Below are 26,743 nucleotides of genomic sequence, written 5' to 3' on the forward strand. Positions count from 1 at the left end.
CCTCACCCAGGCGCTGGGCGTGCAGCCGGCCGGGCGGGTCGTGTCGTACTTCGAGGGCAACGAGGCGGCCCGTACGCCGGAGCTGGTCGAGGCGCTCCTCGCGGGATCGCGGGTGCTGCTGGTGACCGACGCGGGCATGCCGTCCGTGTCCGACCCCGGGTACCGGCTGGTCGCGGCGGCCGTCGAGAAGGACATCCGGGCCTCCGTACAGCTTGTCCGTGCCGGGGCCGCCGTAGAGCCTGTCGTCGCGGTTCTTGCCTAGCTTCTCGTCCCGGGACAGTTCAAAGCCGTTGCCCACCTGGCTCTCGCCCCACATCAGGTCATCGCCGTCGTCGCCGTACAGGACGTCGTTGCCCTCGTTCCCGAACAGCACGTCGTCGCCGGGCCCGCCGTGGAGCGAGTCGTCGCCCTGCTGGCCGACGAGGGACTGGGTGCCCTCCCCGCCCTGGATCACGTCGTCGCCGGGGCCGCCCAGGACGCCGACGTCGCCGCTGCCGTGGAGGGTGTCATCGCCGGGGCCACCGTCGATCGACATGTAGCCGTTCGCGGTGATGGTGTCGTCGCCGGGGCCGCCGAAGACGTGCAGGGCCTCGCGCCCGGTGCCGGTCCAGGTGTCGTTGCCGGAGCCCAGGTTGATCTCGGTGTAGCCCAGGTTGTTCTGGTCGACGACATGGCCTTCGGCGGTGTCCTCGCCATCGCCGAGCTGCAGCACCAGCGTGCGGACCGGGTCCGTGGTCATCTCCTCGTACCGGGCCGTGCAGGAGACCTTGGTGCGGTCGGCGTCGCTGGGGTAGGCACAGCCCTTCCCGGGGACGATGGGGACGACGTCGTCGATCACATACCTGATGGCGTAGTGGCCGGCCGGCAACTCGGTGACGCTCACCCTGTTGTTCTGGCCCGGGGCCGCCCGGTACTCGATCCCGTCTTTCAAAGCGGCCCTGGCAGGCGCCGCCGGATCACCCCGCATCGGACTCAGCGCCGCCGGAAGGGCAACGCCCGCGCAAAGCGCCAGGGCCAGTACGGACGCGGCGCGAACCGTTCGGCGGTCGGTGAGGAAAGAGCGCACGGCAGGACCTCCGGAGGCGGTATCCGACGACACATGCGACTCGCGGCCCGCGCGGCTGGTTGCCTTCCTCACACGGACAACAAAAGAAAACAACTCCCCCAGGTTTCCGCCATGTCACTTACAGTGCGGAAGACATAACGGGGAGGGGACCATGCCCAAGGGGGTCAAGGTCGCTGTCATAGGCGGCGTGTTCGCGGTGATGGTGGGCGGGGCCGGCTACGGCGCCTACAACATCGTGTCGGCGTTGAACGGCGGTGGGGCTACGGGGGCCGGGGGGCCCGCGCCGGAGAGGACGGGGCCGCCGAGTGCGGAGGAAGTCGAGGAGGCCTCGGCCAAGTTCTTCGCCGGCTGGGAGAAGGGCGAGGCCGCGCAGGCCTCGACGTACACGAACAACAAGGCGGCCGCCCTAGCGGTGCTGTCCTCCTACGGCGAGGACGCCCACATCACCGGCGTGCAGATCACGCCCGGGGCGGCGCGCGGCGCCACCGTGCCGTTCACTGTGAAGGCCAAGGTGTCCTACGGCGGGAAGTCCAAGCCGCTGACCTACAAGAGCGAACTCACCGTCGTCCGCGGCAAGACCACCGGGCGGGCCCTCGTCGACTGGCAGCCCACCGTGATCCACCCGCAGCTGAAGCGGGACGACACCCTCGTCACCGGCGAGGCGGCGAACCCGCCCATCGAGGCCGTCGACCGCGACGACACCGTGCTGACGAAGGAGAAGTACCCCTCGCTCGGCCCGATCCTGGACGCGCTGCGCGCCAAGTACGGCGACAAGGCCGGCGGCGAGCCCGGCGTCGAGCTGTCGATCCGGCACGCCGACGACTCGCCGGACACCTCACTGCTGACCCTGTCGAAGGGCAAGCCCGGCAAGCTGGAGACGACGCTCAGCGCGAGCGTGCAGGCGGCAGCCGAGAAGGCCGTGAAGAAGTACGACGACTCCTCCGTCGTCGCCCTCAAGACCGGCACCGGCGAGGTACTGGCCGTGGCGAACCATCGCGGCGACGCCTTCAACGCGGCCTTCGAGGGACGCGTCGCCCCCGGTTCCACGATGAAGATCCTCACCGCGGCGACGCTCATCGACAACGGCGTGACCACGATGAACGGCCCGGCGCCCTGCCCGCCCAGCGCCACCTGGCAGAGCCAGACCTTCAAGAACCTCAAAGGGCTTCAGCCCGATGAGACCGCGAGCGCCACGCTCGCCAACGGCTTCCTGCGCTCCTGCAACACCGCCTTCATCAAGCTCGTCGACGAGGAGCCGCTCACCGACGCCTCGCTGACGGCGGAGGCCGAGGAGAGGTTCGGGCTCGGCCGCGGTGACTGGAAGACCGGCATCGTCTCCTTCGACGGCAGCATCCCGGCCTCGCCCGGTCCGGACCGCGCGGCCAACGCCATCGGGCAGGGCCAGGTCGAGATGAACCCGCTGAACATGGCGTCGGTGACGGCGACCGCGATCACCGGCGACTTCCGCCAGCCGTATCTGATCTCGCCCGAACTCGACGACCGCCAACTGGCCACCGCCAAGGGGCTGCCGTCGAGCACCGCCGCCCAGCTGAAGCAGATGATGCGGCTGACCGCGACCTCGCCCCAGGGCACCGCCGTGCAGGTCATGTCCGGGCTCGGCGGTGACATCGGCGCCAAGACCGGTTCCGCGGAGGTCGACGGGAAGGCCACCTCTGACAGCTGGTTCACCGGATTCCGTGATGATGTGGCGGCGGCGGCCATGTCCCAGCAGGGCGGCCACGGCGGTGACGCGGCGGGGCCGATTGTCGCAGCCGTGCTACGAGCGTCCGGCTGAACTTATCCCTCGCGGCACGGGACTCTAGGGTGGTCGTCGTCGTTGGTATGCGTGAGGTCGGCGGGGCGGCGGGGGCTCCTGAATACGCGAGGGAACGGAAAGCAGTGGGCAACAGAAGGCGCGTCGCCGAGCGACGGAAGACCAACCCCGCCATGCTCGGCGGGATGATCGCCGTGGTCCTCGGCGGCGCCGGGTTCGGGGTCTACGCGCTGCTCGGCAGCGGCGCGGCCGCCGAGAACGGCACCGGGTCGGCGTCGAGCTCCGACGAGAAGGCCAGGTCCGTCAAGACCGGGCCCCTGTCGGCGACCGAGGTCACCACCGCGGCCCGGGACTTCCTCACCGCCTGGCAGCAGGGCAAGGTCACCGAGGCGGCCGGCGCCACCGACGACACCACCGCCGCCCAGGCCCTGCTCACCGGCTACGCCAAGGACGCCCACATCAAGGACGTCACCCTGACCGCCGGCACCCGCACCGGCGCGAAGGTCCCCTTCGCCGTGAAGGCCACGGTGTCGTACAAGGGCACCACCAAGCCGCTGACGTACGACAGCGCGCTCACCGTCGTCCGGCGCGCCGAGGACGGAAAGCCGCTGGTCGCGTGGCACTCGGCGATCGTCCACCCCGAGCTCAAGGACGGCGACACCCTGGTCACCGGCGCGTCCGGCACCCCGCCGGTCACGGCGCTCGACCGGGACGGCGGCGAGCTGACGGAGAAGGAGTACCCGTCGCTGGGCTCGGTCCTGGACGGGCTGCGCGAGAAGTACGGCGAGAAGGCCGGCGGCAAGGCGGGCGTCGAGCTCCAGGTGATCCGCGGCAAGGAGTCCAAGAAGGCCGAGCTGTCCGACAAGACCCTGCTGGAGCTGAGCAAGGGCACGCCGGGCACCGTGAAGACGACGCTCAGCCCGACGCTCCAGGCCGCCGCGGAGGCGCAGGTCGCCTCGAAGGCGAAGGCGTCGGTGGTCCTCCTGCGCCCGTCGACCGGCGAGATCCTCGCGGTCGCCAACTCCTCGCACGGCTTCAACACCGCTTTCCAGGGCTCCCTCGCGCCCGGCTCCACGATGAAGGTCGTCACCTCGTCGCTGCTGCTCGAAAAGGGCCTGGCGTCGGCGGACAAGGAACACCCCTGCCCGAAGTACTTCACGTACGGCCACTGGAAGTTCCAGAACGACGACAAGTTCGAGATCAAGAACGGCACGTTCAAGGCGAGCTTCGCCCGCTCCTGCAACACGGCCTTCATCAGCCAGGCCCCCGAACTGGACGACGACAGCCTCACCAAGCAGGCCCAGCAGGTCTTCGGCCTGTCCATGAACAACTGGTCCGTCGGCGTCTCCTCCTTCGACGGCGCCGTCCCGGTCCAGTCGCAGGCCCAGATGGCGGCCTCGCTCATCGGGCAGGGCGGGGTGCGCATGAACCCGCTGAACATGGCGTCGGTGTCGGCGACCGTGCGGACGGGCACCTTCAAGCAGCCGTACCTGGTCTCCCCCGACGTCGACGGACGGCAGCTGGCGACGGCCTCGCGCACCATGTCCGCGTCCACGCTGTCCCAGCTGCGTGAACTGATGGCCTACACGGCGGCCTACGGCACGGCGGCCGAGGCGATGTCCGGGGTCACCGGTGATGTCGGTGCGAAGACCGGCTCGGCGGAGGTCGACGGCCAGAAGAAGCCGAACGGCTGGTTCACCGCCTACCGCGGCGACCTGGCGGCGGCGGGCGTGGTCCAGCAGGGCGGGCACGGCGGCGACACGGCGGGGCCGATCGTGGCGGCGCTGCTGAAGGCGGGCGGCTGAGCCTCAGCGCCCCAGCTGAGCCTCACGCCCCAGCTGAGCCTCACGGCCCACCGGAGCTTCACGGCCCACGGGTGCGGCGGCGGCCAGATAGGTGCGCCGCAGGAACCTCATCAACGCCCGCGTCTCGAACTGCACCACCGACACCCCCTGCGCAGAGTGGAACTCGACCACGGCCTGCACCCGGCCGCACGGCCACACCCGGACCTCTCCACTCCCCGTGGGGGCTCGCAGACCCTGTTCCAGCAGTGAGCGCGAGAAGGTCCACTCATGGGCATCGCGCCCGGGCAACCCGATCCGCACCGAGCGCGGATCGGAGTCCGGGTCGTAGCGCAGCACCACCGGCACCGCGTCCTGATCCTGCAACAGGATGTCGGCGTCCGTGACGATATGGGCCCGTGCGTACTGTTCGACTACAGACATCGGTCGGCCCCTTACGCTGCGCAACCTGTGCGAAAGCTGTGCTTCCGCTCCCCTTCCAATGTCGCATATTTCCGGGAACCTGCCCGTTCGGGCACAGGAAATCCGTCTGTAGTTCCCACTCCCTCGCTCTTGCAAGAGGTTCGCAACAAGCCACTATCATCGAACGGTGCACGTACCTGACGGATTCATAGACGCCCCCACCTCCGCCGTGACCGGTGTGGTCGCCGCGGCCGCGGTCGCCGTGAGCCTGCGCGGCGCCCGCCGTGAGCTCGACGAGCGGACCGCGCCGCTGGCCGGCCTGGTGGCCGCGTTCATCTTCGCCGTGCAGATGCTGAACTTCCCCGTCGCCGCGGGCACCAGCGGCCATCTGCTGGGCGGCGCGCTCGCCGCCGTACTCGTCGGCCCGTACACGGGGATGCTGTGCATCTCCGTCGTCCTGCTCATGCAGGGCGTCCTCTTCGCGGACGGCGGCCTCACCGCGCTCGGCGTGAACATCACCAACATGGCGATCGTCGGCGTGGTCGTCGCCTACGCCGTCTTCCGCGCCCTGGTGAAGGTCCTGCCGAAGTCCCGGCGGTCGATCACCGCGGCCACCTTCGTCGCCGCGCTGGTGTCGGTGCCGACGGCGGCTCTCGCGTTCACGTTCCTGTTCTGGATCGGCGGCACCACCGACGTCTCGATCGGCAAGGTCGCCGCGGCCATGGGCGGCGTCCACCTCCTGATCGGCATCGGCGAGGCCGCGATCACCGCGCTGACGGTCGGCGCCGTCGTCGCCGTGCGGCCGGACCTCGTGTACGGCGCCCGTGATCTGCGCCGGCCGCTGAAGCTGCGGGTCGGCGGCGAGCTCGTCGACGCTCCCGGGGCCGAGGCCGGGCAGCCGGTCGCGGCCAGGACCTCGCGCCGCACCCTGTGGATCAGCGGCGTGGCCACCTCCCTCGTACTCGCCGGGTTCGTCAGCTTCTACGCGTCCGCCAGCCCCGACGGTCTGGAGAAGGTCGCCGAGGACAAGGGCTTCGCCGAGTCGGCCGAAGAGCATGCCAACTCCGACTCACCGCTCGCCGACTACGGCGTCAAGGACATCGACAACGTCCGTCTGTCCGGCGGCCTCGCCGGCGCGATCGGCGTCGGCGTCACGCTCGTCGCGGGCAGCGCGGTGTTCTGGGCGGTGCGCAGGCGTCGTACGGACGACGTCTCGCCGTCGAGCACGAGCACCCCCGCGGGTTCGAGCGCCTGACATGGGGGCGGGGCACGCGCACAGGCTCTACCGGCACGGGCACTCGCCCGTGCACGGTCTGCCGCCGCACACCAAACTCGCGGCGGTCTTCGCCTTCGTCGTCGTGGTCGTGTCGACGCCGCGGGAGGCGATGTGGGCGTTCGGCCTGTACGCCGTGCTGCTCGCCGTCGTCGCGTCCGTCGCCCGCGTGCCGGCCGGCTTCCTGCTCAAGCGGCTGCTGATCGAGGTGCCGTTCGTGGCGTTCGCCGTGCTGATGCCGTTCGTGGCGGAGGGCGAGCGCGTCGAGGTGCTGGGGATGTCGCTGAGCGTCAGCGGGCTGTGGGGCGCCTGGAACGTGCTCGCCAAGGGCACCCTGGGCGTCGCCGCCTCCGTCCTGCTCGCCTCCACCACCGAGCTGCGTGAACTGCTGCTCGGCCTCCAGCGGTTGAAGCTGCCGCCGCTCATCGTGCAGATCGCGTCCTTCATGATCCGCTACGGCGATGTCATCGCGGACGAGATGCGGCGGATGCGCATCGCGCGGGAGTCACGCGGCTTCGAGGCGAAGGGCGTGCGGCACTGGGGCGTGCTGGCGAAGTCGGCGGGCGCGCTGTTCATCCGGTCCTACGAGCGTGGCGAGCGGGTGCATCTGGCCATGGTCAGCCGGGGATACGCCGGTTCGATGCCGGTGATCGACGAGGTGACCGCGTCCCGGGCGCAGTGGTCGTACGCCCTCGCACTCCCCTTCGCCGCCCTCGTCGTCTGCGTGTGGGGATGGATCCTGTGAGTACTGCTTCCCTGGAGGTCTCCGGCCTCGCGTTCGCCTACCCCGACGGCCACCAGGCCCTGTTCGGCGTGGACTTCTCGATCGCGCGCGGCGAGCGGGTCGCGCTGCTCGGTCCGAACGGCGCCGGCAAGACGACCCTCGTCCTGCACCTCAACGGCATCCTGACCGGCGGCACCGGCCGTGTGCAGGTCGCCGGGCTGCCCGTCGGCAAGCAGCACATGGCCGAGATCCGGCGCCGGGTCGGCATCGTGTTCCAGGACCCGGACGACCAGCTGTTCATGCCGACGGTCCGCGAGGACGTCGCGTTCGGGCCGGCGGCGGCCGGACTGAAGGGGCCGGAGCTGGAGGAGCGCGTCGACCGTGCGCTGGAGCAGGTCGGCATGGCGGAGTTCAAGCACCGCCCGCCGCACCACCTCTCCTTCGGCCAGCGGCGCCGGGTCGCGGTGGCGACGGTGCTCGCGATGCAGCCGGAGATCCTCGTCCTGGACGAGCCCTCCTCCAACCTCGACCCCGCCTCCCGCCGCGAACTGGCCGACATCCTGCGCTCGCTGGACGTCACCGTCCTGATGGTCACGCACGACCTGCCGTACGCGCTTGAGCTGTGCCCGCGTTCCCTGATCCTGGGCGAGGGCGTGATCGCGGCGGACGGCAGGACGGCCGAACTCCTCGCGGACGACGAGCTGATGCGCGCCCACCGCCTGGAGCTGCCGTTCGGCTTCGACCCGCGTTCCGTGACCATGGGCGCGTGAGCGTGGCGGGACGTCGGTCAAGGAGCTGACGGCCCGGCGCACCCGCTGATCTCGGGTTACCCGCGGTTGCTACCCCCTGGTAACAGCAGGCTCCATACCGACCAGTACCTTGTGCGCAATGTACTCGTGCGCGCTTTTTTGTAGTGCGCACTGTTCTGGGGGGAGGCCACCCATGACCGACGAGGGCGCTGCCGTCGACACCCGTCCGACGAAGATCATGTACGTCGCCGAGGCCACCGCGCACGGCGGCCGGGACGGCTATGTGACCAGCCAGGACGGCGAGATCGAGCTGAAGGTCTCGATGCCGCCGCAGCTGGGCGGCGACGGCAACGGCACCAACCCCGAGCAGCTCTTCGCCGCCGGCTACAGCACCTGCTTCCACAGCGCGCTGATCCTCGTCGGCAACCGCGAGGGCTACGACCTGACCGGATCCACCGTCGCCGCGAAGGTCGGCATCGGCCCCAACAAGCACCGCGGCTACGGCCTCGCGGTCGCCCTCAGCGTCTCCCTGCCGGTGCTGGACGCGGACATCGCGGCCAAGCTGGTGGACGCCGCGCACGAGGTCTGCCCATACTCCAACGCGACCCGCGGGAACATCGACGTCACCATCCTGCTTGGGTAGAAGGACCCGCACGAGGCAGGACGAGGAGACGGACGTGGACGTGAACGGCGCAGTGGCCGAGGGCTTCGAGCCGGTCCGGGAGGCGTTCGTCCGCAACTTCGAGACGCTGGGCGAGCGGGGCGCGGCGGTCGCCGTGTACCGGGACGGCCGCCAGGTGGTCGACCTGTGGGCCGGCACCAAGGACGTGGACGGGACCGAGCCCTGGCAGCGGGGCACCGCGCAGATCGTGCGCTCGGCGACGAAGGGCGTCGCCGCCGCCGTACTCCTGCTGCTGCGCCAGTACGGGGAGCTGGACCTGGACGCGCCGGTGGCCGAGTACTGGCCGCAGTTCAAGGCGCGCGGCAAGGAGCGGGTGCTGGTCAGGCACGTGCTGAACCACCGGGCCGGGCTGCCGGTGCTGGAGCGCCCGCTCACTCCGCAGGAGTCGCTGGACCCCCTGCGGGGCCCGGAGGCCGTCGCCGCTCAGGCCCCCGTGTGGGAGCCGGGCACCGCTCACGGCTACCACGCGCTGACGTACGGCTGGATGCTCGACGGGATCGTGCGGCGGGTGACCGGGAAGGGTGCCGGCGAGTGGATCGCGGACCGGATCGCCGGGCCGCTGGGGGCGGAGTTGTGGCTGGGCCTGCCGGCCGAGGAGGAGGCCGCCGGGCGGGCGGGCCGGGTGGGCCGACGCACGGTACGCCGGGTCGGGCGCGTCGGGCCGACGCACGGTACGCCGGGTCGGGCGCGTCGAGGGGCCGGAGCCGGCGCCGGGGGCGGTGCTGCGGGCCCGACCGAAGCGTTCGGTCACCGAGGCCTACCAGGACCCCGACTCCCTCACCCGCCGGGCCTTCGCCGCGATCACCCCGTTCCCCGACCAGAACGACCCGGCGTACCGTGCGTCGGCCCTGCCCGCCACCAACGGCATCGCGACCGCCGACGGTCTGGCCCGCGTCTACGCCGCGCTGATCGGAGAGGTCGACGGCGTGCGGCTCTTCGACCCCGCGACGGTGGAGCTGGCGAGGACCGAGGAGTCGTCGGGCCCCGACCGCGTCCTGGTCGTCAACACCCGCTTCGGCCTCGGCTACATGCTGCACGGCAGCGCGTCCCCGCTGCTGGGACCGGGCTCCTTCGGCCACCCCGGCCGCGGCGGCGCCCTCGGCTTCGCCGACCCGGAGACGGGGATCGCGCTCGGCTATGTGACGAACGGCTTCCGCAAGACGGTGACGGCGGATCCGAGGGCGCAGGGGCTGATCCGGGCAGTGCGGGCGTCCCTCGCCGGATAGGGCCGCCGGTTCACACGTGGATCGGGTGCGAGGTGCGGCCTGACGCCGCGTCGATCTCGCTGTGGGCCTTGGTGAGCATCTGCATCGCGAGCTCGTTCAGCGCGCGGGCGCCGGCGATCTCCTCCCCGACGCGTGGCTGATTCGAGTCGGTGTGGTGCCGTGCGGCGTGCCCTTGGGCCCGTACCTCGGTGCCGTCGGGCAGCCGCACCATCGCAACCGCCCGCGTGTGCTGGTCGTCCTCCAGGAACTCCATCTCGACATGCCATCCCACTGTGGTGTGCATCATGACGATCACCTCCGGAAGTACTGCTTCCAGGGTGCGCCTCGCGGGGGCCGCAGACTAGTCGGCTTCCGCGAATCCCCTGGGGCCGCCCGCCCGGGGCCGGACGGTCATCCTCAACGTGCGGGGCCGTACGGTGGCCCGCGCCACGGGCTGGACGACCTGGCCCCCGTCGAGTTCCAGCCGTACCGTCCGCACGATCGTCGCGATCGCCGTGATCAGCTCGGTGAGGGCGAAGCGGTCCCCGATGCACTTGTGCTTGCCCTCCCCGAAGGGCAGGAAGGCGCCCAGCGGGAGCTCCCGCGCCTCGCCCTGCCACCGCTCCGGGTCGAAGGCGAGGGGATCGGGGAAGAGCTCGGGGTCGCGGTGCAGGGCGTGCTGGCAGTAGGCCAGCTCGGTGCCCGCGGGCAGGGTCCACTCGCCGAGCCGGGTCTCGGTGGTGGTGCGCCGGGTGACGAGCCAGCCGGTGTGGTGCAGCCGCAGGGTTTCGGTGATGACCCGGTTCAGGCAGGGCAGCCGCGGCAGGTCGTCGAAGGTGACCGGCCGCTCGCCGAGGACCTCGTCCAGCTCGGACAGGACGCGGGCCTCGATGTCGGGGTGCCGGGCGAGTTCGTACAGGATCCAGGACAGCACCGACGCGGTGGTCTCGGTGCCGGCCACGGCCAACGTGAGGATCTCGGAGCAGATCTGATGCGCGCTCAGCGGCCGGCCGGTCTCCTCGTCCACGGCACGCAGCAGCATCGACAGCATGTCCCCGGTGTCGTGCCCGGAGGCCTGCAGTTCGTCGACGGCGGTGCCGATGGTGGCGCGTACGGCGGCGCGGGCCTGGTCGAAGCGGCGGTTGAAGGGCAGCGGCAGCCGCTCGAACCAGTCGGGCAGCATGATGCGGGCGCCGACGCCGTTCATCACCACCGACAGGTCGCTGCGCAACTGCCGGAAGGTCGCCTCGTCGAGGCTGCCGGAGAACACCGTCTTGACGAGCATGTCGAGGCTGAGCCCGACCATCGCCTCGCGCACGTCGAGGCTCTGGCCGGGCTGCCACGCGGCCACGGCGGCGGTCGCCTCCGCGCGCATGATGTCGACGTACCGGCTGATCTCGGTGTGGGCGAAGGCCGGTTGGAGCTGGCGGCGCCTTTGCACATGGGTCCGGCCGGCGGCGGTGACCACGCTGTCGCCCAGCAGCTGGCCCATCTTGTCGAAGAACCGGCCCTTGTCGAGGGTCGGCGCCAGGGCCTTGAGCATCTGGTGGATCAGGGCGGGGTCCTGCACCACGATCGTGCGCGTCCCGGGCTGCAGGACGATCTCGATCAGCGGTTCCCGTGTCTCGCGCAAAGAGGCGATGAAACCGAGGTTGTCGCGCATCTTCAGTGCGTGACCAAGGAGCGGGAACGATCCTGCGGCCCGGGGTATGGGGGGAGGCGCAGTGAGCGTCACGGGTTGTCCCTTCGCGGCGATCATGGGGCGCCCTATGACTGCCCAGATCATTCCCGGACGCAATCCCCGGGTGAACGTGTCCTGCGCCACTTGAGAGCACGGCCGTCCCACCCGTCACAGAGATGGGACGAAGGCCGCAACTCGGGATCAGGTGAGACTCGGCACACTCGCTTCGGCGGCCGCCCCCGGGCTGCTTCCATGGAGATGTCGCGCGCCGGACCTGGCCCCGCCGCCACCGCCACTTCCCCCGTTCACCGCACCGGGCCATATCGAGGACATGCGCTGCTGCTTCTCCGCTCATCTCCCCGCACTCGCAGCACTGTCGGCCTTCCCCGGCCCCTGCGAAGTGCTGCGCTCCGGTGCGCGCCTCGCCCCTGCCCTGGCGCGGTCGGCCTCCGCCGCCGTGCGCCGGGTCCGCTCCTGGCACCCCGACGATCTGACCGCCGTCAATCTTGAACTGGTCACCCTGACCGAGGACCGCGCCGTCATCACCTGGTACACCGGCATCCCCGGCACCGACGACGGCCTGGGCCACCCCCTGCCCGCGATCACCGAGGGCGAGGTCGTCTACGGCACCCACCCCGCGCGACTCAATCGCACTGCCTCCGAGGGCCTGCCGACCGCCCACCACCAGGTCGAGCTCACGGACCTGGAGCCGGGGCAGACGTACTACTACCAGGCCCGTTCCAGGGGCGTGGCCGCGACGCCCACCTCGCTGCATCTCGTGCGCGGCAACGCCGTGGGCACCTCGGCGTTCGGGCTCGGTTCGAGCGGCGGGCCGTACTGCTTCACCACGCCGCCGCCCCCGCCCGGCCGGCACCTGCTGTCGATCGCGCTCTGCAACGACCTGCACCTCGGCGAGACCACCGCCGGTCTCGTCGGCGGCCTGCCCCTGCTGCGCGGGGTCGCCCAGCAGCCGGGGCGCGCGCCCTACCCGGAGCTGATGAGCCGCGCCCTGGTCGCCGAGGCCCGGCGGCGCGGGGCGGACCTGCTGCTGGCCGGGGGCGACATCTCGGCCGGCGGTGCGGCCCACGACCTCGGTGAGGCCCGGCGGATCCTGGACGGTTTCGGCGCGCACGGGCAGGACTACTTCGTCGTACGCGGCAATCACGACCGCTCCCGGGACGGCGCCTTCCACACCACGTTCCCCGGCGGGAGCGAGGGGCCGGGGCATTTCGCCCGTGATCTCGGCGGGCTGCGGATCATCGGCCTGGACACGTACGCGAAGAGCGGCAACGGCGCCGACGCGGGCGGGCTCGGGGCCGAGCAGCTGTCGTGGTTCCGGGCGCGACTGCGGGAGCAGCCGGACCAGCCGACGCTGGTGTTCGGCCACCATCCGCTGACCGTGCGCGACTCCCTCTTCCCGGTGACCCGCGGCCAGCAGCTGGACCGCCGCCAGGCCCGTGCCGTCGTCGACGCCTACGCCTCCGCGCCCGGCGTCTTCCTCCACCACGCCGGCCACACCCACCGCAACAAGCGCACCCTGCTGTCGCGGGCCCCGCACGTCACCCATCAGGAGGTGGCCGCCGCCAAGGAGTACCCCGGCGGCTTCACCCTCGTGCGCATCCACTCCGGCGGCTACGCCCTCAACCACTACAAGGCCGGCGACGTGGCGGCCCGGCAGTGGAGCGAGCGGAGCCGGCGGGTGGCCGCGGGTCTGTGGCCGCACCACGCGCTGGGCCGCTCGGTCACCGACCGCAACAGCGTGCGGGCCCACGACCTGTCCGGTGTCGCGGTGCGTGAATAGCGCGTCACAGTGCGCGTTCGTAGCATCGAGTCATGGCGACCCTCTGGGAACTCATGCGGGACTGCATCCCCGACGACCACGCCCGGCAGGTCACCTCGCGGTACTACGTCGACGAGGTGATGGCCGCCCCCGGCGCGCCCGGGCTGGTCCTCGACCTGGGGTGCGGTCGCGGCACCTCGGCCAAGCTCTTCCGCCGGCACGCCCCCGACGTGCGGTGGGTCGGGGTGGACATCCGGGACTCGCCGGAGGCGGGACAGCGCACGCCGAACGGCGACCCGGTCGTGCACTACGACGGCGTACGCCTCCCTCTCGGCTCCGGCACGCTGCCGCTGGTCTACTCCCACCAGGTCTTCGAGCACGTCGCCCGCCCGCGCGAGCTGCTCGCCGAGATCGCCCGGGTGCTTCAGCCCGGGGGCCGGTTCATCGGGTCGACGTCCCAGTTCGAGCCGTACCACTCCTTCAGCCTGTGGAACTACACGCCGTACGGCTTCCGAAGGCTGGTCGAGGAGGCGGGGCTCACGCTTCAGGAGATCCGGCCCTCGCTGGACGGGGTGGCGCTGATCATGCGCAGCTATCTCGGCCGGCCGCCGGAGTACAGCCGGTACTGGAACGAGCAGTCCCCGCTGAACACCGAGATCGACGACTGGGCGAAGCACAACCGCCGCACGACGGCCCTGGTGAACCTGCGCAAGCTGACGTACTGCGGCCAGTTCGCGTTCAGGGTGGCCAAGGGGTAGGGCTCACCCCGGCGGCTCAACCCGCGTGCAGCATCAACCCGATCCCGGCGACCAGCAGCCCCGCCGCCAGGATCCGCCCCAGCCCGAACCGCTCCTTGAAGAACACCGCCCCGATGGCCGCACCCACGATGATCGACGACTCCCGCAGCGCGGCGATCGGCGCCAGCTCCGCCTTCGTCTGGGCCCACAGGACCAGCGCATACGCGGTCACGGAAAGCGCCGCGCCCAGCAGCCCGAGCACGGCGAACGGCCGCAGCACGGCGACCGTCTCCCCACGCCAGCGCCGGACGGCGTACGCGGGGATGACGAGCCCCTCGACCACCATGAGCCAGGAGATGTAGCCGAGGGAGGACCCCGAGGCCCGCACGCCCAGCCCGTCGAGCAGGGTGTACGCGGCGATGCTCAGCCCGGTCGCCAGCGCGGCGCCGATCGCGGCCCAGTTGGGCCGGTTCCCGCGCAGGCCCCACAGCGCGACGCCGGTGAGCCCCGCACAGGACAGGGCGATTCCGGCGGCCGCCCAGCCGTCCGGCACCTCGTGCGCGAACACGGCGGCGAGCACGGCGACCACGAGCGGCGCGGTGCCGCGCGCGATGGGGTAGGCCTGCCCGAAGTCCCCCAGCCGGAAGGACTTCATGAGCAGCGCGAAGTAGACGATGTGGACGAAGGCGGAGGCGAGCAGATACGGCCATGCCCGCGCCGCAGGGAACGCCCCGAACGGCATCAGCGCCAGCCCGATCAGCACCCCGCCGCCCGCGATGAGCGTGAACCCCACCAGCTTGTCGGTGATCTTGTGGGCGATGGCGTTCCAGCCGGCGTGCGTGACGGCCGCGAGCAGGACGGCGGAGGTGACCAGCGGCGTCACGAAGTCTGCTCGCGCACGTCCACCAGGGTGGCACCGGCCTGGGCGACGAGCGCCTTGGGCTCCATGGGGAACACGGTGTACGGCGTGCCGGCGGCGGCCCACACCACGTCGTGCTCCAGCAGCGACCGATCGGCCAGCACCCGCGTCCTCGTACGGTGCCCGAAGGGCGGTACGCCCCCGATGGCGTACCCGGTGGTCTCCCGTACGACGTCCGCCTTGGCCCGCGTGACCTTCTCGACGCCGAGTTCCTGCCTCACCCGCTCCACATCCACGCGGGAGGCGCCGTCCATGAGCACCAGCACGGGCACTCCTCCCCCAAGCTCTCGGCTTCGCTCGAGCAGGGGGGACCCCCAGGCCGCGAAGATCAGCGACTTGCAGATCTGACTGAGGTCGCACCCGATCGCTGCGGCGGCCTCGGCGGCGGTGCGGGTGGCGTCCGGGAATCGGCGGATCTGCCCGTGCAGATGATCCAGCCCCAACTCCCGCAGGGCGTCGGCGAAACGGGGGTGGGCTCCGGAGCCTTCGGTTCCGATGGTCGTCATGTCGGCACACGCTAGCGGTGCGTGTACGAGCCACGCGACCGAATTCCACCGCTCGCGACCGGGGGCTGCTCCGGCACGCCCTGCACACACGCCGTCACGCTCCGCGATCATGATGGTGGATGAGGCCATCACGCACTGACCGCCCACGCGCAGGGAGCAACGCATGTCCCACTACCTCTTCGACAACACCGACGCCCGCACCCCGTCCCGCTTCTCGACGCTCGAATCGTGCTACGACCCGGTCTCGCGCCGTCAGCTGGAACTGGCCGGCCTGGGCCCGGGCCTGAGGTGCCTGGAAGTCGGCGGAGGCAGCGGCTCGTTGGGGGCCTGGATGGGCGACCGGGTCGGCCCCGAGGGAGAGGTCACGGTGACCGACCTCGACCCCCGCTGGGCGGAGTCCCGGCCCCGCCCGCCACAGGTGCGCCTGCTGCGCCACGACATCGTCAACGACCCGCTGCCGGGCGACGGCTACGACGTGATCCACGCCCGTCTGGTCCTGCTGCACCTGCCGGAACGGCTCGCCGTACTGGACCGGCTCGTGGCGGCCCTGCGCCCGGGCGGACGGCTCCTGCTGGAAGAGTTCGACTGCACCTGGATCCCTCTCCTCGCCACGCCCGACGAAGAGTCCGCCGCCCTCTTCGCCCACGTCCAGAGCGCACTCATGACCCGGCTGGAGAAGGCGGGCGCCGATGTGGCGTGGGGTCGCCGGGTGCCGGGGGCGATGATCCGGGCGGGCCTCACCGAGGTCACGGCGACGACGTACGCCGAGTCCTGGCAGGGCGGCGGCACGGGCGTCGACCTGCACCGCGTCAACATGGAACAGGCTTCCGAGGGGCTGCACGACGAGGGCGTCACCGACGCCGAGCTGGCCCGTTTCTTCGCCCTCCTCAAGGACCCGTCCTTCGTCATCAACTCATACCCTCTGATCAGCACGCGGGGTCGCCGCGCCGGGTGAGACCGGGGCGCGGTCGCAACCGGGCGGCGGGGCAGAACGTCCTTGTGCGCGAAGGCTCGAACAGTCTCACGGGGCAAGGGTTGGTTCATGGGCGTCTTGTTGTGCGGTGGCGCTGCGGTACTGCTTCTCGTGTACGCCGTACGGGAGGGCTTCCAGATGCGGCGGCTGCGGATCGAGGGAATCCGCACCCACGGCGTGGTCGTCGACAACGTCCGCACCACCGACAGCGACGGGCCCATGTGGGTACCGGTCATCGCCTTCACCGATCAGCGTGGATACCGGGTGGAGTTCTCACCGAAGGCCCGCGGCACCGGGATGGGGCTCGCGACCGGGCGGCAGGTCCCCGTGATCTACTTCGCCCACAACCCCCAGAACGCCCGCGTGCTGATGCGCCGGCACATGACGGGGACGGTGTGGTGCACGCTGTTCGGCGGGCTGGTCTTCCTCGGCGCCGCGGTGTGGATCAGCTTGAGCTGACGGTCCGCGGAAACCGGGCACTCACCGCAGTGGCTATGCCCGACCGTCCCCGTTGAGCCGCTGAAGAAGGTCGAGCAGCGTCGCCCGATCCTCGTCGGACAACCCGGCGAAGCACCCCGCGAGGGTCTCGTCGGCGACCCGCTGACCGGCCGCCAGCACCCGCTCGCCGGCCGGCGTGAGGTGGTGCTCGATGCGTCGGCCGTGACCCTGGCGGCGCTCGACGAGGCCCTGCGCGGTCAGGCGGCCGACCAGCGCTCCGAAGGCCTGCTCGCTCTGGAAGGTCGCAGGGGCCAGAGCGCGGGCCGAGGACCCGGGGGTGCGGTCGATCGCCCGCAGGGCGTCCCACTGGGCGAGCGTCGTGCCGACGGTGGAGAGCGCGCTGTCGAGGGCGCGGTGGTGACGGTACTGGGCGTACTTGATCGCCCTGCCGAGATCTTGCAGGTCACTGGGCATGCGTCGAGTTTACGGCATGACTAAGCTAGCTTATATAAAGATGTTTAGTTACAGTGGCGGGCATGACGACGCACAGCACGACGGACATCACCGCAACCGTGTACGACGACCTGCCGCTCACCCTCTCCGAGGCCGGTAGCGGACGCCCCGTGCTCATCCTGCACGGCGGTGGCGGTCCCGCCACGGTCGCCCCAGTCGCCCGGCACCTCGCCGGATCCGCGCACACCCTGACGCCCGTGCACCCCGGCTGGGACGGCACGCCGCGCCCTGCCTGGCTGACCGGCATCGACGACCTGGCCCTCGCCTACCTGCACTTCCTGCACGACCGAGGACTGCGCGACGTCATGGTCATCGGCTCCTCGCTCGGCGGCTGGACCGCCGCCGAGATGGCCGTACGCGACACGGCGGGAATCATCACCGGCCTCGTGCTGATCAACGCCGTGGGCGTGCACGTCGAGTCCGAACCGATCGCCGACATCTTCGCGCTGGACCCCCGCGCCATTTCCGAGCACACCTGGCACGACCCGGACCGTTTCTACGTCGACCCCGCCGGCACACCGGCCGGGCAACTCGCCGCACGGCAGGCCAACATGGCCACCATGCGCGTCATCGCCGGTGACCCGTACATGCACGACCCCAAGCTGATGCGCCGGCTGGGACGTGTCCGGCAGCCCGCGCTTCTGCTCTGGGGGGAGAGCGATCGTGTCGTCACCCCGGCCTACGGCGCGGCGTACGCGGACGCGTTCGGCGACGGCCGGCTGGAGGTGATCCCCAAGGCCGGTCACCTCCCGCAGGTCGAACGGCCGGAGGCCACCTTCGCCCTGATCGACGCCCATCTGCGAGAGGAATGAAGAAGCCGGTGAGAGCCACCCGTCCCCACGGAGCCCTCACCGGCCGGTCTACTTCAACGCCGGCCGCTCAGACGCGTGCCAGCGCGCGATCCTCGTCGGGATCGGTGTGCTTCCCGGACTCGGCGTCCGTGCGCAGGCCCTCGCCCTCCACGTCCACGTTCGGCAGGGCGCGGTCCAGCCACTTCGGGAGCCACCAGGCCTTCTTCCCGAGCAGCGCCAGGACCGCCGGCACGATGGCCATCCGCACGACGAAGGCGTCGAAGAAGACCGCGATCGCCAGGCCGAAGCCGATCATCTTGACCATGGACTCGGACGAGCCGATGAAGCCCGCGAAGACCGCCATCATGATCACGGCCGCGGCCGTGACGACCCTCGCGCCGTGCTTGAACCCGGTCACCACCGCCTGGCTGGGCTTCTCCCCGTGGACGTACGCCTCGCGCATCCGCGTCACGAGGAACACCTCGTAGTCCATCGCCAGGCCGAAGACCACGCCGACCATGAAGATCGGCATCATCGACATGACCGGGCCGGTCTCCTCCACGCCCATGAGGCCCGCGAACCAGCCCCACTGGAAGACCGCGACCACCGCGCCGAGCGCCGCCATGACGCTCAGCAGGAAGCCGAGCGCCGCCTTCAGCGGGACCAGGATCGAGCGGAAGACCACGATCAGGAGCAGGAAGGCCAGGCCCACCACGAGTGCCAGGTACGGCAGCAGCGCGTCGTTCAGCTTCTGCGAGACGTCGATGTTCATCGCCGTCGAGCCGGTGACCAGCACGCTCGCGTCCGTGTCGGCCTTCACCTGCGCGCCCTTGTCGCGGATGGAGTGCACGAGGTCCTCGGTCGTCACCGACGACGGCTTCGACTTCGGGATGACCGTGATGGTCGCCGTGTCGCCCGCCTTGTTGGGCGCCGCCGGCGTCACCGTCACCACGTTCTTCAGGCCCTTGATGTCATCGCCGACCTGCTGGAAGACCGCGTCCGGGTCGTCGTTGCCCTTGGCGTCGACCACGACCATCAGCGGGCCGTTGAAGCCCGGCCCGAAGCCGTCGGACAGCATGTCGTAGGCACGGCGCTGGGTCGTGGACGTCGGCTGCGTGCCGTCGTCGCCGAGGCCCAGTTCGAGGGAGCTCGCCGGGATGGCCGCCGCGCCGAGGCCGATGACACCGAGCAGCAGCACGGCGATCGGGCGGCGTACGACGAAGCTGGCCCAGCGGGTGCCCATGTTCGGCTTGGCCTTGCCGGAGGCCGCCTTCTTCTCGGCGCGGTTGCCGCCCATCCAGCGGCTCTTGGTGCCGGCCGGCCGGACCTTCCTGCCCGCGTACCCGAGCAGCGCCGGGATCATCGTGAGCGCGATCAGCACCGCGATCACGACCGTGCCCGCCGCCGCGATGCCCATCTTGGTCAGCATCGGGATGTTCACGACCGACAGGCCGACCAGCGCGATGACGACGGTCAGACCGGCGAACACCACCGCAGAGCCCGCGGTGCCGACGGCCCGCCCGGCCGCCTCCTCGCGCTCGCGGCCCTCGGCGAGCTCGGCGCGGTAGCGGGAGACGATGAACAGGGCGTAGTCGATGCCGACCGCGAGGCCGATCATCATCGCCAGCGTCGAGGTCGTGGAGCCCAGCTCCAGCGCGCTGGCCAGGGCGGTGATCGTCGAGATGCCGATGCCGACGCCGATCAGGGCGGTCAGCAGCGGAAGCCCCGCCGCGATCAGCGAGCCGAAGGTGATGACGAGGACGACCGCGGCGACCGCGATGCCGATGATCTCCGTGGCGCCGGTCTCGGGTGTCGTCTGGAGCGCGTCACCGCCGACCTCGACGGTCAGCCCCGCGTCCCGCGCGTCCTGCGCGGCGTCCTCCAGCGCCTCCCGCGAGGAGTCCTGGAGTTCCATTCCGGAGACCTCGTACTTGACCGACGCGTACGCGATCGTGCCGTCCTTGCTGACGGCCTTGGCGGTGTACGGGTCGGCGACGGAGGCCACCTCGGAGCCGTCGGACAGCTCCTTGACGGTGTCCTCGACGGTCGCCTTGTTGCCGGCGTCGGTCATCTTCTGGCCGTCCGGTGCCTTGAAGACGACCCGGGCGGTGGCGCCGTCGGCGCTCATGCCGGGGAAGCGCTGGTCCAGCAGGTCGAAGGCCTTCTGCGCCTCGGTGCCGGGGATCGAGAAGGACGTGGTGCCCGCTGCGGGCGCACTGGCCGCGCCCACACCGGCGAGGGTGAGCAGCGCGATCCATATCAGGGCGACGAAGTGCCGTCGCCTGAAGGCGAGCCGGCCGACTTTGTAGAGGAACGTGGCCACGAGGGCGACTCCCGGTCAGGTCGTGGGGTTGGGGCGCCCGGCCGGGGTTCCGACACAGGCTCCAGGGCAGGAGTGATCAGCCCGACGACGTGAGCGGATACGTCAGGAGGAGGGCTAGCTGAGGGGACTCGTCAGTTGACGTGAACGCCGAGGGCGGGGAGGACCACGGCGTCGATGTACGACGTGAGGAAGAACTGCGTCGGCGGCTGGTCGTCGATCAGCGTGCGCGTGGCGAACGCGCCGACGAGCATGTGCACCACGTAGTCCAGCGCGGGGCAGTCGGCGCGGACCTCGCCGCGGTCGACGGCCCGCTGGACCACCCGGTGGAACTCCTCCATCTCCGGCTCGATGAGCAGTTCCTTGAATGCCCGCAGGAGATCGGGGTTTCCGTGCACCGCCATGAACAGACCGCGCATCAGCGCGGCGTTCTGCTGCATGCTGCAGTCGTCCTCACGCGAGGTGAGGGCGTGCAGGTCGCCCCGCAGGGATCCGGTGTCGACGTCGGAGATGTTGCCCGGCTTGTTGTGCCGGATCGCCTTCGCCACCAGCTCCGGCTTGCCGCCCCACTGGCGGTAGAGCGTCGCCTTGCTGGACCGGGTGCGGGCCGCCACGGCGTCCATGGTGAGGGCGTCGTAGCCGACCTCCCGGAGCAGGTCGAGCACGGCCTCGTACAACTCGGCCTCACGCTCGGGGGTGATGCGGGTGCGACGTGCGCTTACGACCTCGGTCACCGACTTCACCTTCCCACTCCGAACGACACGGTTTCGTACACCCCGACGATAGCGCAATCTCCGAGCGAAACGAAACGGTTTCGTTCGTGTTCTGACTCACGCCGGTCCGGATGACATGGAATGTCACGAGTTGCTCAGGTACGTCCGCGGGAAAAGCATGGGGAGGTGAGCTATCTGCGCCTGCCGCACCTCCATGACGACCTGCTGTGCTTCGTGGCCGAGGACGACCTGTGGCTCGCCCCCCTCGACGGACCGGGCCGCGCCTGGCGGCTCACCGTGGACCGCACCAAGATCGGCCACCCGCGCTTCGCCCCCGACGGCCGCCGCATCGCGTACACGAGCTGGCGCAGCCTGGTCCCCGAGATCCACCTGGTCCCGGTGGACGGCGGCCCGGGCCGGCAGCTCACCCACTGGGGCTCGGCGGACACCCAGGTGTGCGGCTGGACCCCCGACGGGGTGATCCTCGCCGTCGCCTCCCACGGCGAACCCTTCTCCCACTACACCTGGGCCTACAAGGTCCGCCCCGACGGCGACCCCGGCCGCAAGCTCCCCTGGGGCCCCTGCTCCGACATCCAGGTCGCCGACCTCGACGGCGAGCGCAGGACCCTGCTGCTGACCGGCACCCCGCCGCACGAACCGGCCGCCTGGAAGCGCTACCGGGGCGGGGCCATGGGCCGCCTGTGGCTGCACGGCGAACGCCTGCTCCCGGACATCGGCGGCCACCTCGCCTCCCCCATGTTCGTCGGCGGCCGGATCGCCTTCCTCTCCGACCACGAGGGCGTCGCCAACCTCTACTCCTGCGCCCACGACGGCTCCGACCTGCGCCGGCACACCGACCACGACGCCTTCTACGCCCGGCACGCCTCCAGTGACGGCACCCGGGTGGTGTACCAGTGCGCGGGCGACCTGTGGATGGTGGACGACCTCGCCGCGGGCAGCGAGCCGCGTCGGCTCGACGTACGGCTGAGCGGGCCGCGCGCGGGCCGCCGCACGTACCAGGTGCCCGCCGCCCAGCACGTCGACGGCGTCTCCGTCGACGAGACGGGCCGCGCGAGCGCCGTCGTCGTACGCGGCAGCCTGTACTGGCTGACCCACCGCGACGGCCCGGCCCGCACGATCACCGACACCCCCGGCGTACGGGTCCGGCTCCCTGAGATGCTCGGCTCGGTCGGGCAGGTCGCGTATGTGACGGACGCGGAGGGCGAGGACGCGATCGAGATCGCCTATCTGCCCCGGGCGACCGGCGACCGCGCGCCGCGCCGGCTGGCCTCCGGCGAGGTGGGCCGGGTCCTGGAGATGGTCGCCGACCCGAAGGGCGAGCGCCTCGCCATCGCCTCGCACGACGGACGGCTGCTCCTGCTCGACGCGACGGAGGACTCCAACAGCGAGGTCACGGAGCTCATCCAGTCGGTCAACGGACCCGTGCGGGACCTGTCCTTCTCGCCGGACGGGACCTGGCTGACGTGGTCGCACCCCGGCATCGGCCGTTCCCTGCGCCAGATCAAGCTGGCCCGCATAAAGGACCGCCTGATCGTCGACCTGACCAACGGCCGCTTCGAGGACGAGAATCCGGTGTTCACCCGGGACGGCCGCTACCTCGCCTTCCTCTCCTGGCGGGGCTTCGACCCGGTGTACGACGTCCACACCGGCGACCTGTCCTTCCCGCTCGGCTGCCGCCCCTACCTGGTGCCGCTGTCCTCCGCGACCCCCTCCCCCTTCGCCCTGAACCCGGAGGGCCGCCCTGCGGCCGGTGGTCTGGACCCGGTGGAGGACGAGGAGGGCGACGGCGGCGGCGCGACGACGATCGAGGTCGAGGGCCTGGAGAGCAGGGTCACCCCCTTCCCGGTCACCGCCTCCAAGTACTCGGCGCTGTGCCCGGTCTCCGGCGGCGGGCTGGTGTGGCTGCGCTGGCCGATCTCGGGCGCGCTGGGCGAGACGTTCGCCAACCCGGACGACACGACCGGGCGGCCGACCCTGGAGCACTTCAACATCAGCAAGGCGAAGAAGTCCGAACTCGTCGACCATCTCGACTGGTTCACGGTGAGCGGCGACGGCACCCGCCTGGTCCTGGTCGACGAGGGCGACCTGAGGGCGGTCCCCGCCACCGAGTCCGGCGACAGCGACTCGACGGTGTGGATCGACGCCCGCCGCATCCTGCACGAGGTGGACCCGGCCGCGGAGTGGAGGCAGTCGTACGAGGAGGCGGGCCGGCTGATCCGGGCGTACTTCTGGGAGCCGCAGATGTGCGGCATCGACTGGGACGGGGTCCTCGACCAGTACCGTCCCCTCGTCGAACGGGTCGCCTCCCCCGACGACTTCGCGGACCTGCTCCGCGAGGTCCTCGGCGAGCTGGGCACCTCGCACGCCTACGTCTCCGCCGCCCGCCGCAACGAGGGTCCGCCGCACTACCAGCGCTGGCAGGGCCTGCTCGGCGCCAACCTCGCACGCCGCGACGACGGCTGGGCGGTGCGGCGCATCCTCCCCGGCGAGTCCTCCGACTCCAAGGCCCGCTCCCCGCTCGCGGGCACGGGAATCCGCGAGGGCGCGGTCCTCACCCACGTCGACGGCCGCCCCGTGGACCCGGACACCGGCCCCTCCGCCCTGCTGGCCGGCGCGGGCGGTACGACGGTGGAGCTGACGTTCACCCCGGCCGAGGGCGTCGCGGGCCGGGCGCGCCGCGTGGCAGTGGTCCCGCTGATCGACGAGCGCCCCCTGCGCTACCACGACTGGGTGGCCAAACGCCGAGCGGTCGTACGGGAGTTGAGCGGCGGCCGGTGCGGCTATCTGCACATCCCCGACATGGGCGGCTCGGGCTGGGCCCAGTTCAACCGGGACCTGCGGATGGAGATGTCCCGCCCCGCGCTGATCGTCGACGTACGCGGCAACGCGGGCGGCCACATCAGCGAGCTGGTGGTGGAGAAGCTGACCCGCACGATCCTGGGCTGGGACCTCACCCGCAACGCCCAGCCGGTGTCGTACGCCTCGAACGCCCCGCGCGGCCCGGTCGTCGCCCTCGCCGACGAGGCGACCTCCTCGGACGGCGACATGATCACGGCGGCCTTCAAACTCCTCAAGCTGGGCCCGGTGGTCGGTCAGCGCACGTGGGGCGGTGTGGTCGGCATGACCGGCCGCCACCGCCTCGGCGACGGCACGGTGATCACGGTCCCGATGAACGCGGCGTGGTTCGACGCGTACGGCTGGTCCGTCGAGAACAAGGGCGTCACCCCCGACCTGGAGATCCTGCGCACCCCGCTGGACTGGGCGGAGGGCCGCCACGCCCAGCTGACGGACGCGGTGGAACTGGCCCTGGAACTACTGGAGTCGAACCCCCCGGCGACGCCCCCGGACTACTCACATGTCCCGGACCGTTCAAGGCCAAAACTTCCCCCACGTTCTTGAGACGCGCAGGAGCACAGACGCGCAGGAGCAGCCGACTCAGGGGCGCGAACCCTCCGACACCAACGCAAACGCGGGGCACCCACCCATCCAGGGGGCACCCCGCGTTTCAGCGCAGCGACTGACTACCGGTCGTAGTCCTCGTCGAACCGCTCCTCGTCCTCACGCATCCGCTCGGGCTCCTCGTCCCGCTGCGGCCGCTGACGCCCACGCTCCTGCTGACCGTGCTGACGCGCACGCTCCTGCAGCTGCTCGGACTTCTCCTTGAACTGGTCCTTCATGCCCATGTGGGTTCACTCCCGTAGTGGGTGGGGGTTGGCCCCTCGCTGGGGCCTCGACCAGATTCACATGGGCGATAACCCTGCGCATGTCGATCAGTTACGCCGCGTAATACGCTCCTGCTCATCGGCGGCGCCGCCCGCTCCGACCAGCCCCGTCCGCACCCCCGCCAGCCGGTCCCCGAAGCGCCGCATCTCCCGTTGCCCCACCGTCCCGATGAGCCCCGGCAGATACCCGCGCACGCCCTGCATCCCGCGCAGCCACCACTGCCCGTACACATGGCTGGAGCGCCGCTCGATCCCGGCCACGATCCGGTCGACCGCCGGCCCCAGCGGGTACGTCTTGTTGGACGGCCACGGCAGCCGCTGCCTCAACTCCCGCATGACGTCGTCCTGGTCGGCCCCGCGCACCATGTCCGTGTCGGTCCAGGACAGATACCCGACCCCCACCCGCACGCCCTTGTGGCCGACTTCGGCGCGCAGGCTGTGCGCGTACGCCTCCACGCCCGACTTGGACGCGCAGTACGCGGTCATCATCGGCGCCGGGGTGATCGCCGCGAGCGAGGCGATCTGGAGCAGATAGCCCCGGCTCTCCATCAGCACCGGCAAGAACGCCCGGGCCGTCACCGCCGACCCGATGAGGTTGACCTCGATGACCCGCCGCCACGCCTCGGGGTCGGAGTCGACGAACGGCCCGCCGCTCGCGACACCCGCGTTGGCGACGACGATGTCGACCTTCCCGAACCGCTCCTTGACCTCCTGCGCCACGCGGGCCATCGCCTCGTGGTCGGTCACATCGGCGTACCAGTGGCCGCTGTCGCCGTGCAGCCGCTCGGAGACCTGCTTGAGGGCGTCCGGCTCCAGCCCGACCAGCGCCACCGTGGCGCCGCGCGCGGAGAGCTTGCGGGCGAGCAGCTCCCCCACGCCCCGCGCCGCACCCGTGACGACGGCGACCTGTCCTTCGAGGCTCACCTTGCTCATGCGCCCTCCTTCACCTGCGTGTACGTCGTGGCCCTGGGGGTTGTCGGGACGAGTTCCCGTATCTTCGCGGTCACCAGCTCGGGTGCCTCGATCGGCGTCATGTGCCCGAGGCCGGGCAGTTCGGTGACGCCGAGGCAGTGCGGCAGCGCGGCGGCCAGGGAGCGCGCGTGCACGGGCGGGGTCAGCCGGTCGGCCGTGCCGACGATCACCGCGGTCGGCACCGCCAGCTCGCGGACGCCGTGGTCGAGATCGAGCAGGTCGAGCACCCGCGACCAGGCGTGGCGCACCTTGCGCGGGCACGCGTGCACGATCCGCGCGCATGCCTCGACCATCTGCGGGGCCGAACCGGGGCCCATCGTCGCGTACTTGAGGATGGCCCGGGCGATCGGCGTGACCGGCCCGAGCGGCGCCCGGGAGCCGAGGACGCGTCCGGTCAGCCAGGTGCGCAGCCGGCCCGCGCGTATCGGTATGACCGTCGACTCGGCGACCAGCCGCGAGGCTCCGGTGCTGCACAGCAGGACGGCGGCGGCATGCTCACGAAAGCCCGGGCGCGTGGCGGCGGCCATCACCGTCATGCCGCCCATGGAGTGCCCGACGATCACGGCCTTCTCGCCAGGTGCGAGCGTCGCGCCGAGGACGGCTTCGAGGTCGTCGGCGAGGGCTTCGGTGCCGCAGTCCGGGCTCGCCGGGCTGCGTCCGTGGCCGCGCTGGTCGTAGGCGACGACCCGGTGGTCGACGGCCAGTTCGCGGATCTGCGCCGCCCAGAAGGCGGTCGAGCAGGACCAGCCGTGCGCGAGGACGACGGCGGGGGCGCTCGGGTCGTCGACGGGACCGTGCAGCTCGACGTCCTCGGCGGCCGGGTCGCCCTCGACGCCCGCCCCAGCGCCGTGCACACCTGGAACCGGCAGGTGCAGGAGCGTATGAAGCGGACGGTGTGGAACACGGGCGGCTGCACCAGCTGGTACCTCGACGCCGGCGGCCGCAACACGACCGTCTGGCCCGGTACGACGAGCGAGTTC

At 71.2% G+C, this 26,743-nt stretch carries 23 protein-coding genes and 4 pseudogenes; 15 read left to right on the forward strand and 12 right to left on the reverse strand.

Annotated features, from left to right (window positions below):
* A pseudogene (locus EAO75_RS47840) lies at nucleotides 1-205 on the forward strand (16S rRNA (cytidine(1402)-2'-O)-methyltransferase); the annotation flags it as partial.
* Between the two features lie 18 nt (nucleotides 206-223).
* Here the strand turns inward: EAO75_RS47840 and EAO75_RS48360 are convergent.
* A pseudogene (locus tag EAO75_RS48360) lies at nucleotides 224-967 on the reverse strand (calcium-binding protein); the annotation flags it as partial.
* Between the two features lie 250 nt (nucleotides 968-1,217).
* Here EAO75_RS48360 and EAO75_RS38730 point away from each other — a divergent pair.
* Both EAO75_RS38730 and EAO75_RS38735 read left to right on the forward strand, forming a co-directional pair.
* Complete coding sequence (locus tag EAO75_RS38730; RefSeq protein ID WP_147999759.1) at nucleotides 1,218-2,861, forward strand: penicillin-binding transpeptidase domain-containing protein; 1,644 nt, start codon at nucleotides 1,218-1,220, stop codon at nucleotides 2,859-2,861.
* Nucleotides 2,862-2,965: 104 nt separating this feature from the next.
* Complete coding sequence (locus tag EAO75_RS38735; protein WP_147999760.1) at nucleotides 2,966-4,645, forward strand: penicillin-binding transpeptidase domain-containing protein; 1,680 nt, start codon at nucleotides 2,966-2,968, stop codon at nucleotides 4,643-4,645.
* A gap of 3 nt (nucleotides 4,646-4,648) precedes the next feature.
* Here the strand turns inward: EAO75_RS38735 and EAO75_RS38740 are convergent, their stop codons facing one another.
* Nucleotides 4,649-5,065 (reverse strand): SsgA family sporulation/cell division regulator, encoded by a 417-nt coding sequence (locus tag EAO75_RS38740; RefSeq protein ID WP_147999761.1) that lies wholly within the window; start codon nucleotides 5,063-5,065, stop codon nucleotides 4,649-4,651.
* Between the two features lie 166 nt (nucleotides 5,066-5,231).
* Here EAO75_RS38740 and EAO75_RS38745 point away from each other — a divergent pair, with 166 nt between their 5' ends.
* From EAO75_RS38745 to EAO75_RS38765, 5 genes and pseudogenes are all read left to right on the forward strand, one after another.
* A complete protein-coding gene (locus EAO75_RS38745) occupies nucleotides 5,232-6,299 on the forward strand; it encodes an energy-coupling factor ABC transporter permease (protein ID WP_147999762.1) in 1,068 nt (355 codons plus the stop codon).
* 1 nt (nucleotide 6,300) lies between these two features.
* Nucleotides 6,301-7,062, forward strand: a complete 762-nt coding sequence (cbiQ, locus tag EAO75_RS38750; RefSeq protein WP_147999763.1) for a cobalt ECF transporter T component CbiQ — start codon at nucleotides 6,301-6,303, stop codon at nucleotides 7,060-7,062.
* Nucleotides 7,050-7,811, forward strand: coding sequence for an energy-coupling factor ABC transporter ATP-binding protein (locus tag EAO75_RS38755; protein ID WP_147999764.1), 762 nt, complete (start codon nucleotides 7,050-7,052; stop codon nucleotides 7,809-7,811). The genes cbiQ and EAO75_RS38755 overlap by 13 nt, the downstream gene beginning before the upstream one ends.
* A gap of 172 nt (nucleotides 7,812-7,983) precedes the next feature.
* Nucleotides 7,984-8,433, forward strand: coding sequence for an organic hydroperoxide resistance protein (locus EAO75_RS38760; RefSeq protein WP_147999765.1), 450 nt, complete (start codon nucleotides 7,984-7,986; stop codon nucleotides 8,431-8,433).
* Between the two features lie 34 nt (nucleotides 8,434-8,467).
* Nucleotides 8,468-9,698 (forward strand): annotated as a pseudogene (locus EAO75_RS38765) (serine hydrolase domain-containing protein).
* A gap of 10 nt (nucleotides 9,699-9,708) precedes the next feature.
* Here EAO75_RS38765 and EAO75_RS38770 read toward each other — a convergent pair.
* Both EAO75_RS38770 and EAO75_RS38775 read right to left on the reverse strand, forming a co-directional pair.
* Nucleotides 9,709-9,984 (reverse strand): DUF1876 domain-containing protein, encoded by a 276-nt coding sequence (locus EAO75_RS38770; RefSeq protein WP_147999766.1) that lies wholly within the window; start codon nucleotides 9,982-9,984, stop codon nucleotides 9,709-9,711.
* A gap of 54 nt (nucleotides 9,985-10,038) precedes the next feature.
* Entirely contained in the window at nucleotides 10,039-11,463 is a 1,425-nt protein-coding gene (locus EAO75_RS38775) for a cytochrome P450 (RefSeq protein ID WP_315987671.1), read from the reverse strand.
* A 226-nt stretch (nucleotides 11,464-11,689) separates the two neighbouring features.
* Between EAO75_RS38775 and EAO75_RS38780 the strand changes: the two genes are divergently transcribed.
* Together EAO75_RS38780 and EAO75_RS38785 are read left to right on the forward strand one after the other, a co-directional pair.
* Complete coding sequence (locus tag EAO75_RS38780; protein WP_147999768.1) at nucleotides 11,690-13,159, forward strand: purple acid phosphatase family protein; 1,470 nt, start codon at nucleotides 11,690-11,692, stop codon at nucleotides 13,157-13,159.
* A 32-nt stretch (nucleotides 13,160-13,191) separates the two neighbouring features.
* On the forward strand, nucleotides 13,192-13,896 hold the full coding sequence (locus EAO75_RS38785) for a class I SAM-dependent methyltransferase (protein WP_147999769.1): 705 nt from the start codon (nucleotides 13,192-13,194) through the stop codon (nucleotides 13,894-13,896).
* 16 nt (nucleotides 13,897-13,912) lie between these two features.
* On the opposite strand, the gene EAO75_RS38790 is transcribed toward EAO75_RS38785, so the two are convergent.
* On the reverse strand, nucleotides 13,913-14,758 hold the full coding sequence (locus EAO75_RS38790; RefSeq protein ID WP_147999770.1) for an EamA family transporter: 846 nt from the start codon (nucleotides 14,756-14,758) through the stop codon (nucleotides 13,913-13,915).
* Complete coding sequence (locus EAO75_RS38795) at nucleotides 14,755-15,300, reverse strand: YbaK/EbsC family protein (RefSeq protein ID WP_147999771.1); 546 nt, start codon at nucleotides 15,298-15,300, stop codon at nucleotides 14,755-14,757. Before EAO75_RS38795 ends, EAO75_RS38790 begins: the two co-directional genes overlap by 4 nt.
* A gap of 163 nt (nucleotides 15,301-15,463) precedes the next feature.
* Here EAO75_RS38795 and EAO75_RS38800 point away from each other — a divergent pair, with 163 nt between their 5' ends.
* Nucleotides 15,464-16,255: a methyltransferase gene (locus EAO75_RS38800; protein WP_147999772.1), complete on the forward strand. Its 792-nt coding sequence runs from the start codon at nucleotides 15,464-15,466 to the stop codon at nucleotides 16,253-16,255.
* 87 nt (nucleotides 16,256-16,342) lie between these two features.
* Nucleotides 16,343-16,732 carry a DUF3592 domain-containing protein gene (locus EAO75_RS38805; RefSeq protein WP_147999773.1) on the forward strand — a complete coding sequence of 130 codons (390 nt, stop codon included), beginning with the start codon at nucleotides 16,343-16,345 and terminating at the stop codon, nucleotides 16,730-16,732.
* Nucleotides 16,733-16,765: 33 nt separating this feature from the next.
* Here the strand turns inward: EAO75_RS38805 and EAO75_RS38810 are convergent, their stop codons facing one another.
* On the reverse strand, nucleotides 16,766-17,185 hold the full coding sequence (locus EAO75_RS38810) for a MarR family winged helix-turn-helix transcriptional regulator (protein WP_147999774.1): 420 nt from the start codon (nucleotides 17,183-17,185) through the stop codon (nucleotides 16,766-16,768).
* Between the two features lie 62 nt (nucleotides 17,186-17,247).
* Between EAO75_RS38810 and EAO75_RS38815 the strand changes: the two genes are divergently transcribed.
* Complete coding sequence (locus EAO75_RS38815) at nucleotides 17,248-18,036, forward strand: alpha/beta fold hydrolase (protein WP_147999775.1); 789 nt, start codon at nucleotides 17,248-17,250, stop codon at nucleotides 18,034-18,036.
* A 67-nt stretch (nucleotides 18,037-18,103) separates the two neighbouring features.
* Here EAO75_RS38815 and EAO75_RS38820 read toward each other — a convergent pair whose 3' ends face one another.
* Both EAO75_RS38820 and EAO75_RS38825 read right to left on the reverse strand, forming a co-directional pair.
* The gene (locus EAO75_RS38820; protein WP_147999776.1) at nucleotides 18,104-20,338 is read right to left on the reverse strand and encodes an MMPL family transporter; all 2,235 of its coding nucleotides are present in this window, start codon (nucleotides 20,336-20,338) and stop codon (nucleotides 18,104-18,106) included.
* 131 nt (nucleotides 20,339-20,469) lie between these two features.
* Entirely contained in the window at nucleotides 20,470-21,069 is a 600-nt protein-coding gene (locus EAO75_RS38825; RefSeq protein ID WP_147999777.1) for a TetR/AcrR family transcriptional regulator, read from the reverse strand.
* A gap of 165 nt (nucleotides 21,070-21,234) precedes the next feature.
* On the opposite strand from EAO75_RS38825, the gene EAO75_RS38830 reads away from it, so the two are divergent.
* Complete coding sequence (locus EAO75_RS38830) at nucleotides 21,235-24,468, forward strand: S41 family peptidase (RefSeq protein WP_147999778.1); 3,234 nt, start codon at nucleotides 21,235-21,237, stop codon at nucleotides 24,466-24,468.
* Between the two features lie 122 nt (nucleotides 24,469-24,590).
* Here EAO75_RS38830 and EAO75_RS46255 read toward each other — a convergent pair whose 3' ends face one another.
* From EAO75_RS46255 to EAO75_RS38840, 3 genes are all read right to left on the reverse strand, one after another.
* Nucleotides 24,591-24,752: a hypothetical protein gene (locus EAO75_RS46255; RefSeq protein WP_187284757.1), complete on the reverse strand. Its 162-nt coding sequence runs from the start codon at nucleotides 24,750-24,752 to the stop codon at nucleotides 24,591-24,593.
* Between the two features lie 87 nt (nucleotides 24,753-24,839).
* Nucleotides 24,840-25,724, reverse strand: a complete 885-nt coding sequence (locus EAO75_RS38835; protein WP_147999779.1) for an SDR family oxidoreductase — start codon at nucleotides 25,722-25,724, stop codon at nucleotides 24,840-24,842.
* A complete protein-coding gene (locus tag EAO75_RS38840) occupies nucleotides 25,721-26,617 on the reverse strand; it encodes an alpha/beta fold hydrolase (protein WP_410092685.1) in 897 nt (298 codons plus the stop codon). Before EAO75_RS38840 ends, EAO75_RS38835 begins: the two co-directional genes overlap by 4 nt.
* Between EAO75_RS38840 and EAO75_RS47855 the strand changes: the two are divergent.
* Nucleotides 26,561-26,743: pseudogene (locus EAO75_RS47855) on the forward strand (cyclohexanone monooxygenase); the annotation flags it as partial. The gene EAO75_RS38840 and the pseudogene EAO75_RS47855 overlap by 57 nt on opposite strands.

The sequence above is a fragment of the Streptomyces sp. UW30 genome (genome assembly GCF_008042075.1).
Lineage (GTDB): Bacteria > Actinomycetota > Actinomycetes > Streptomycetales > Streptomycetaceae > Streptomyces.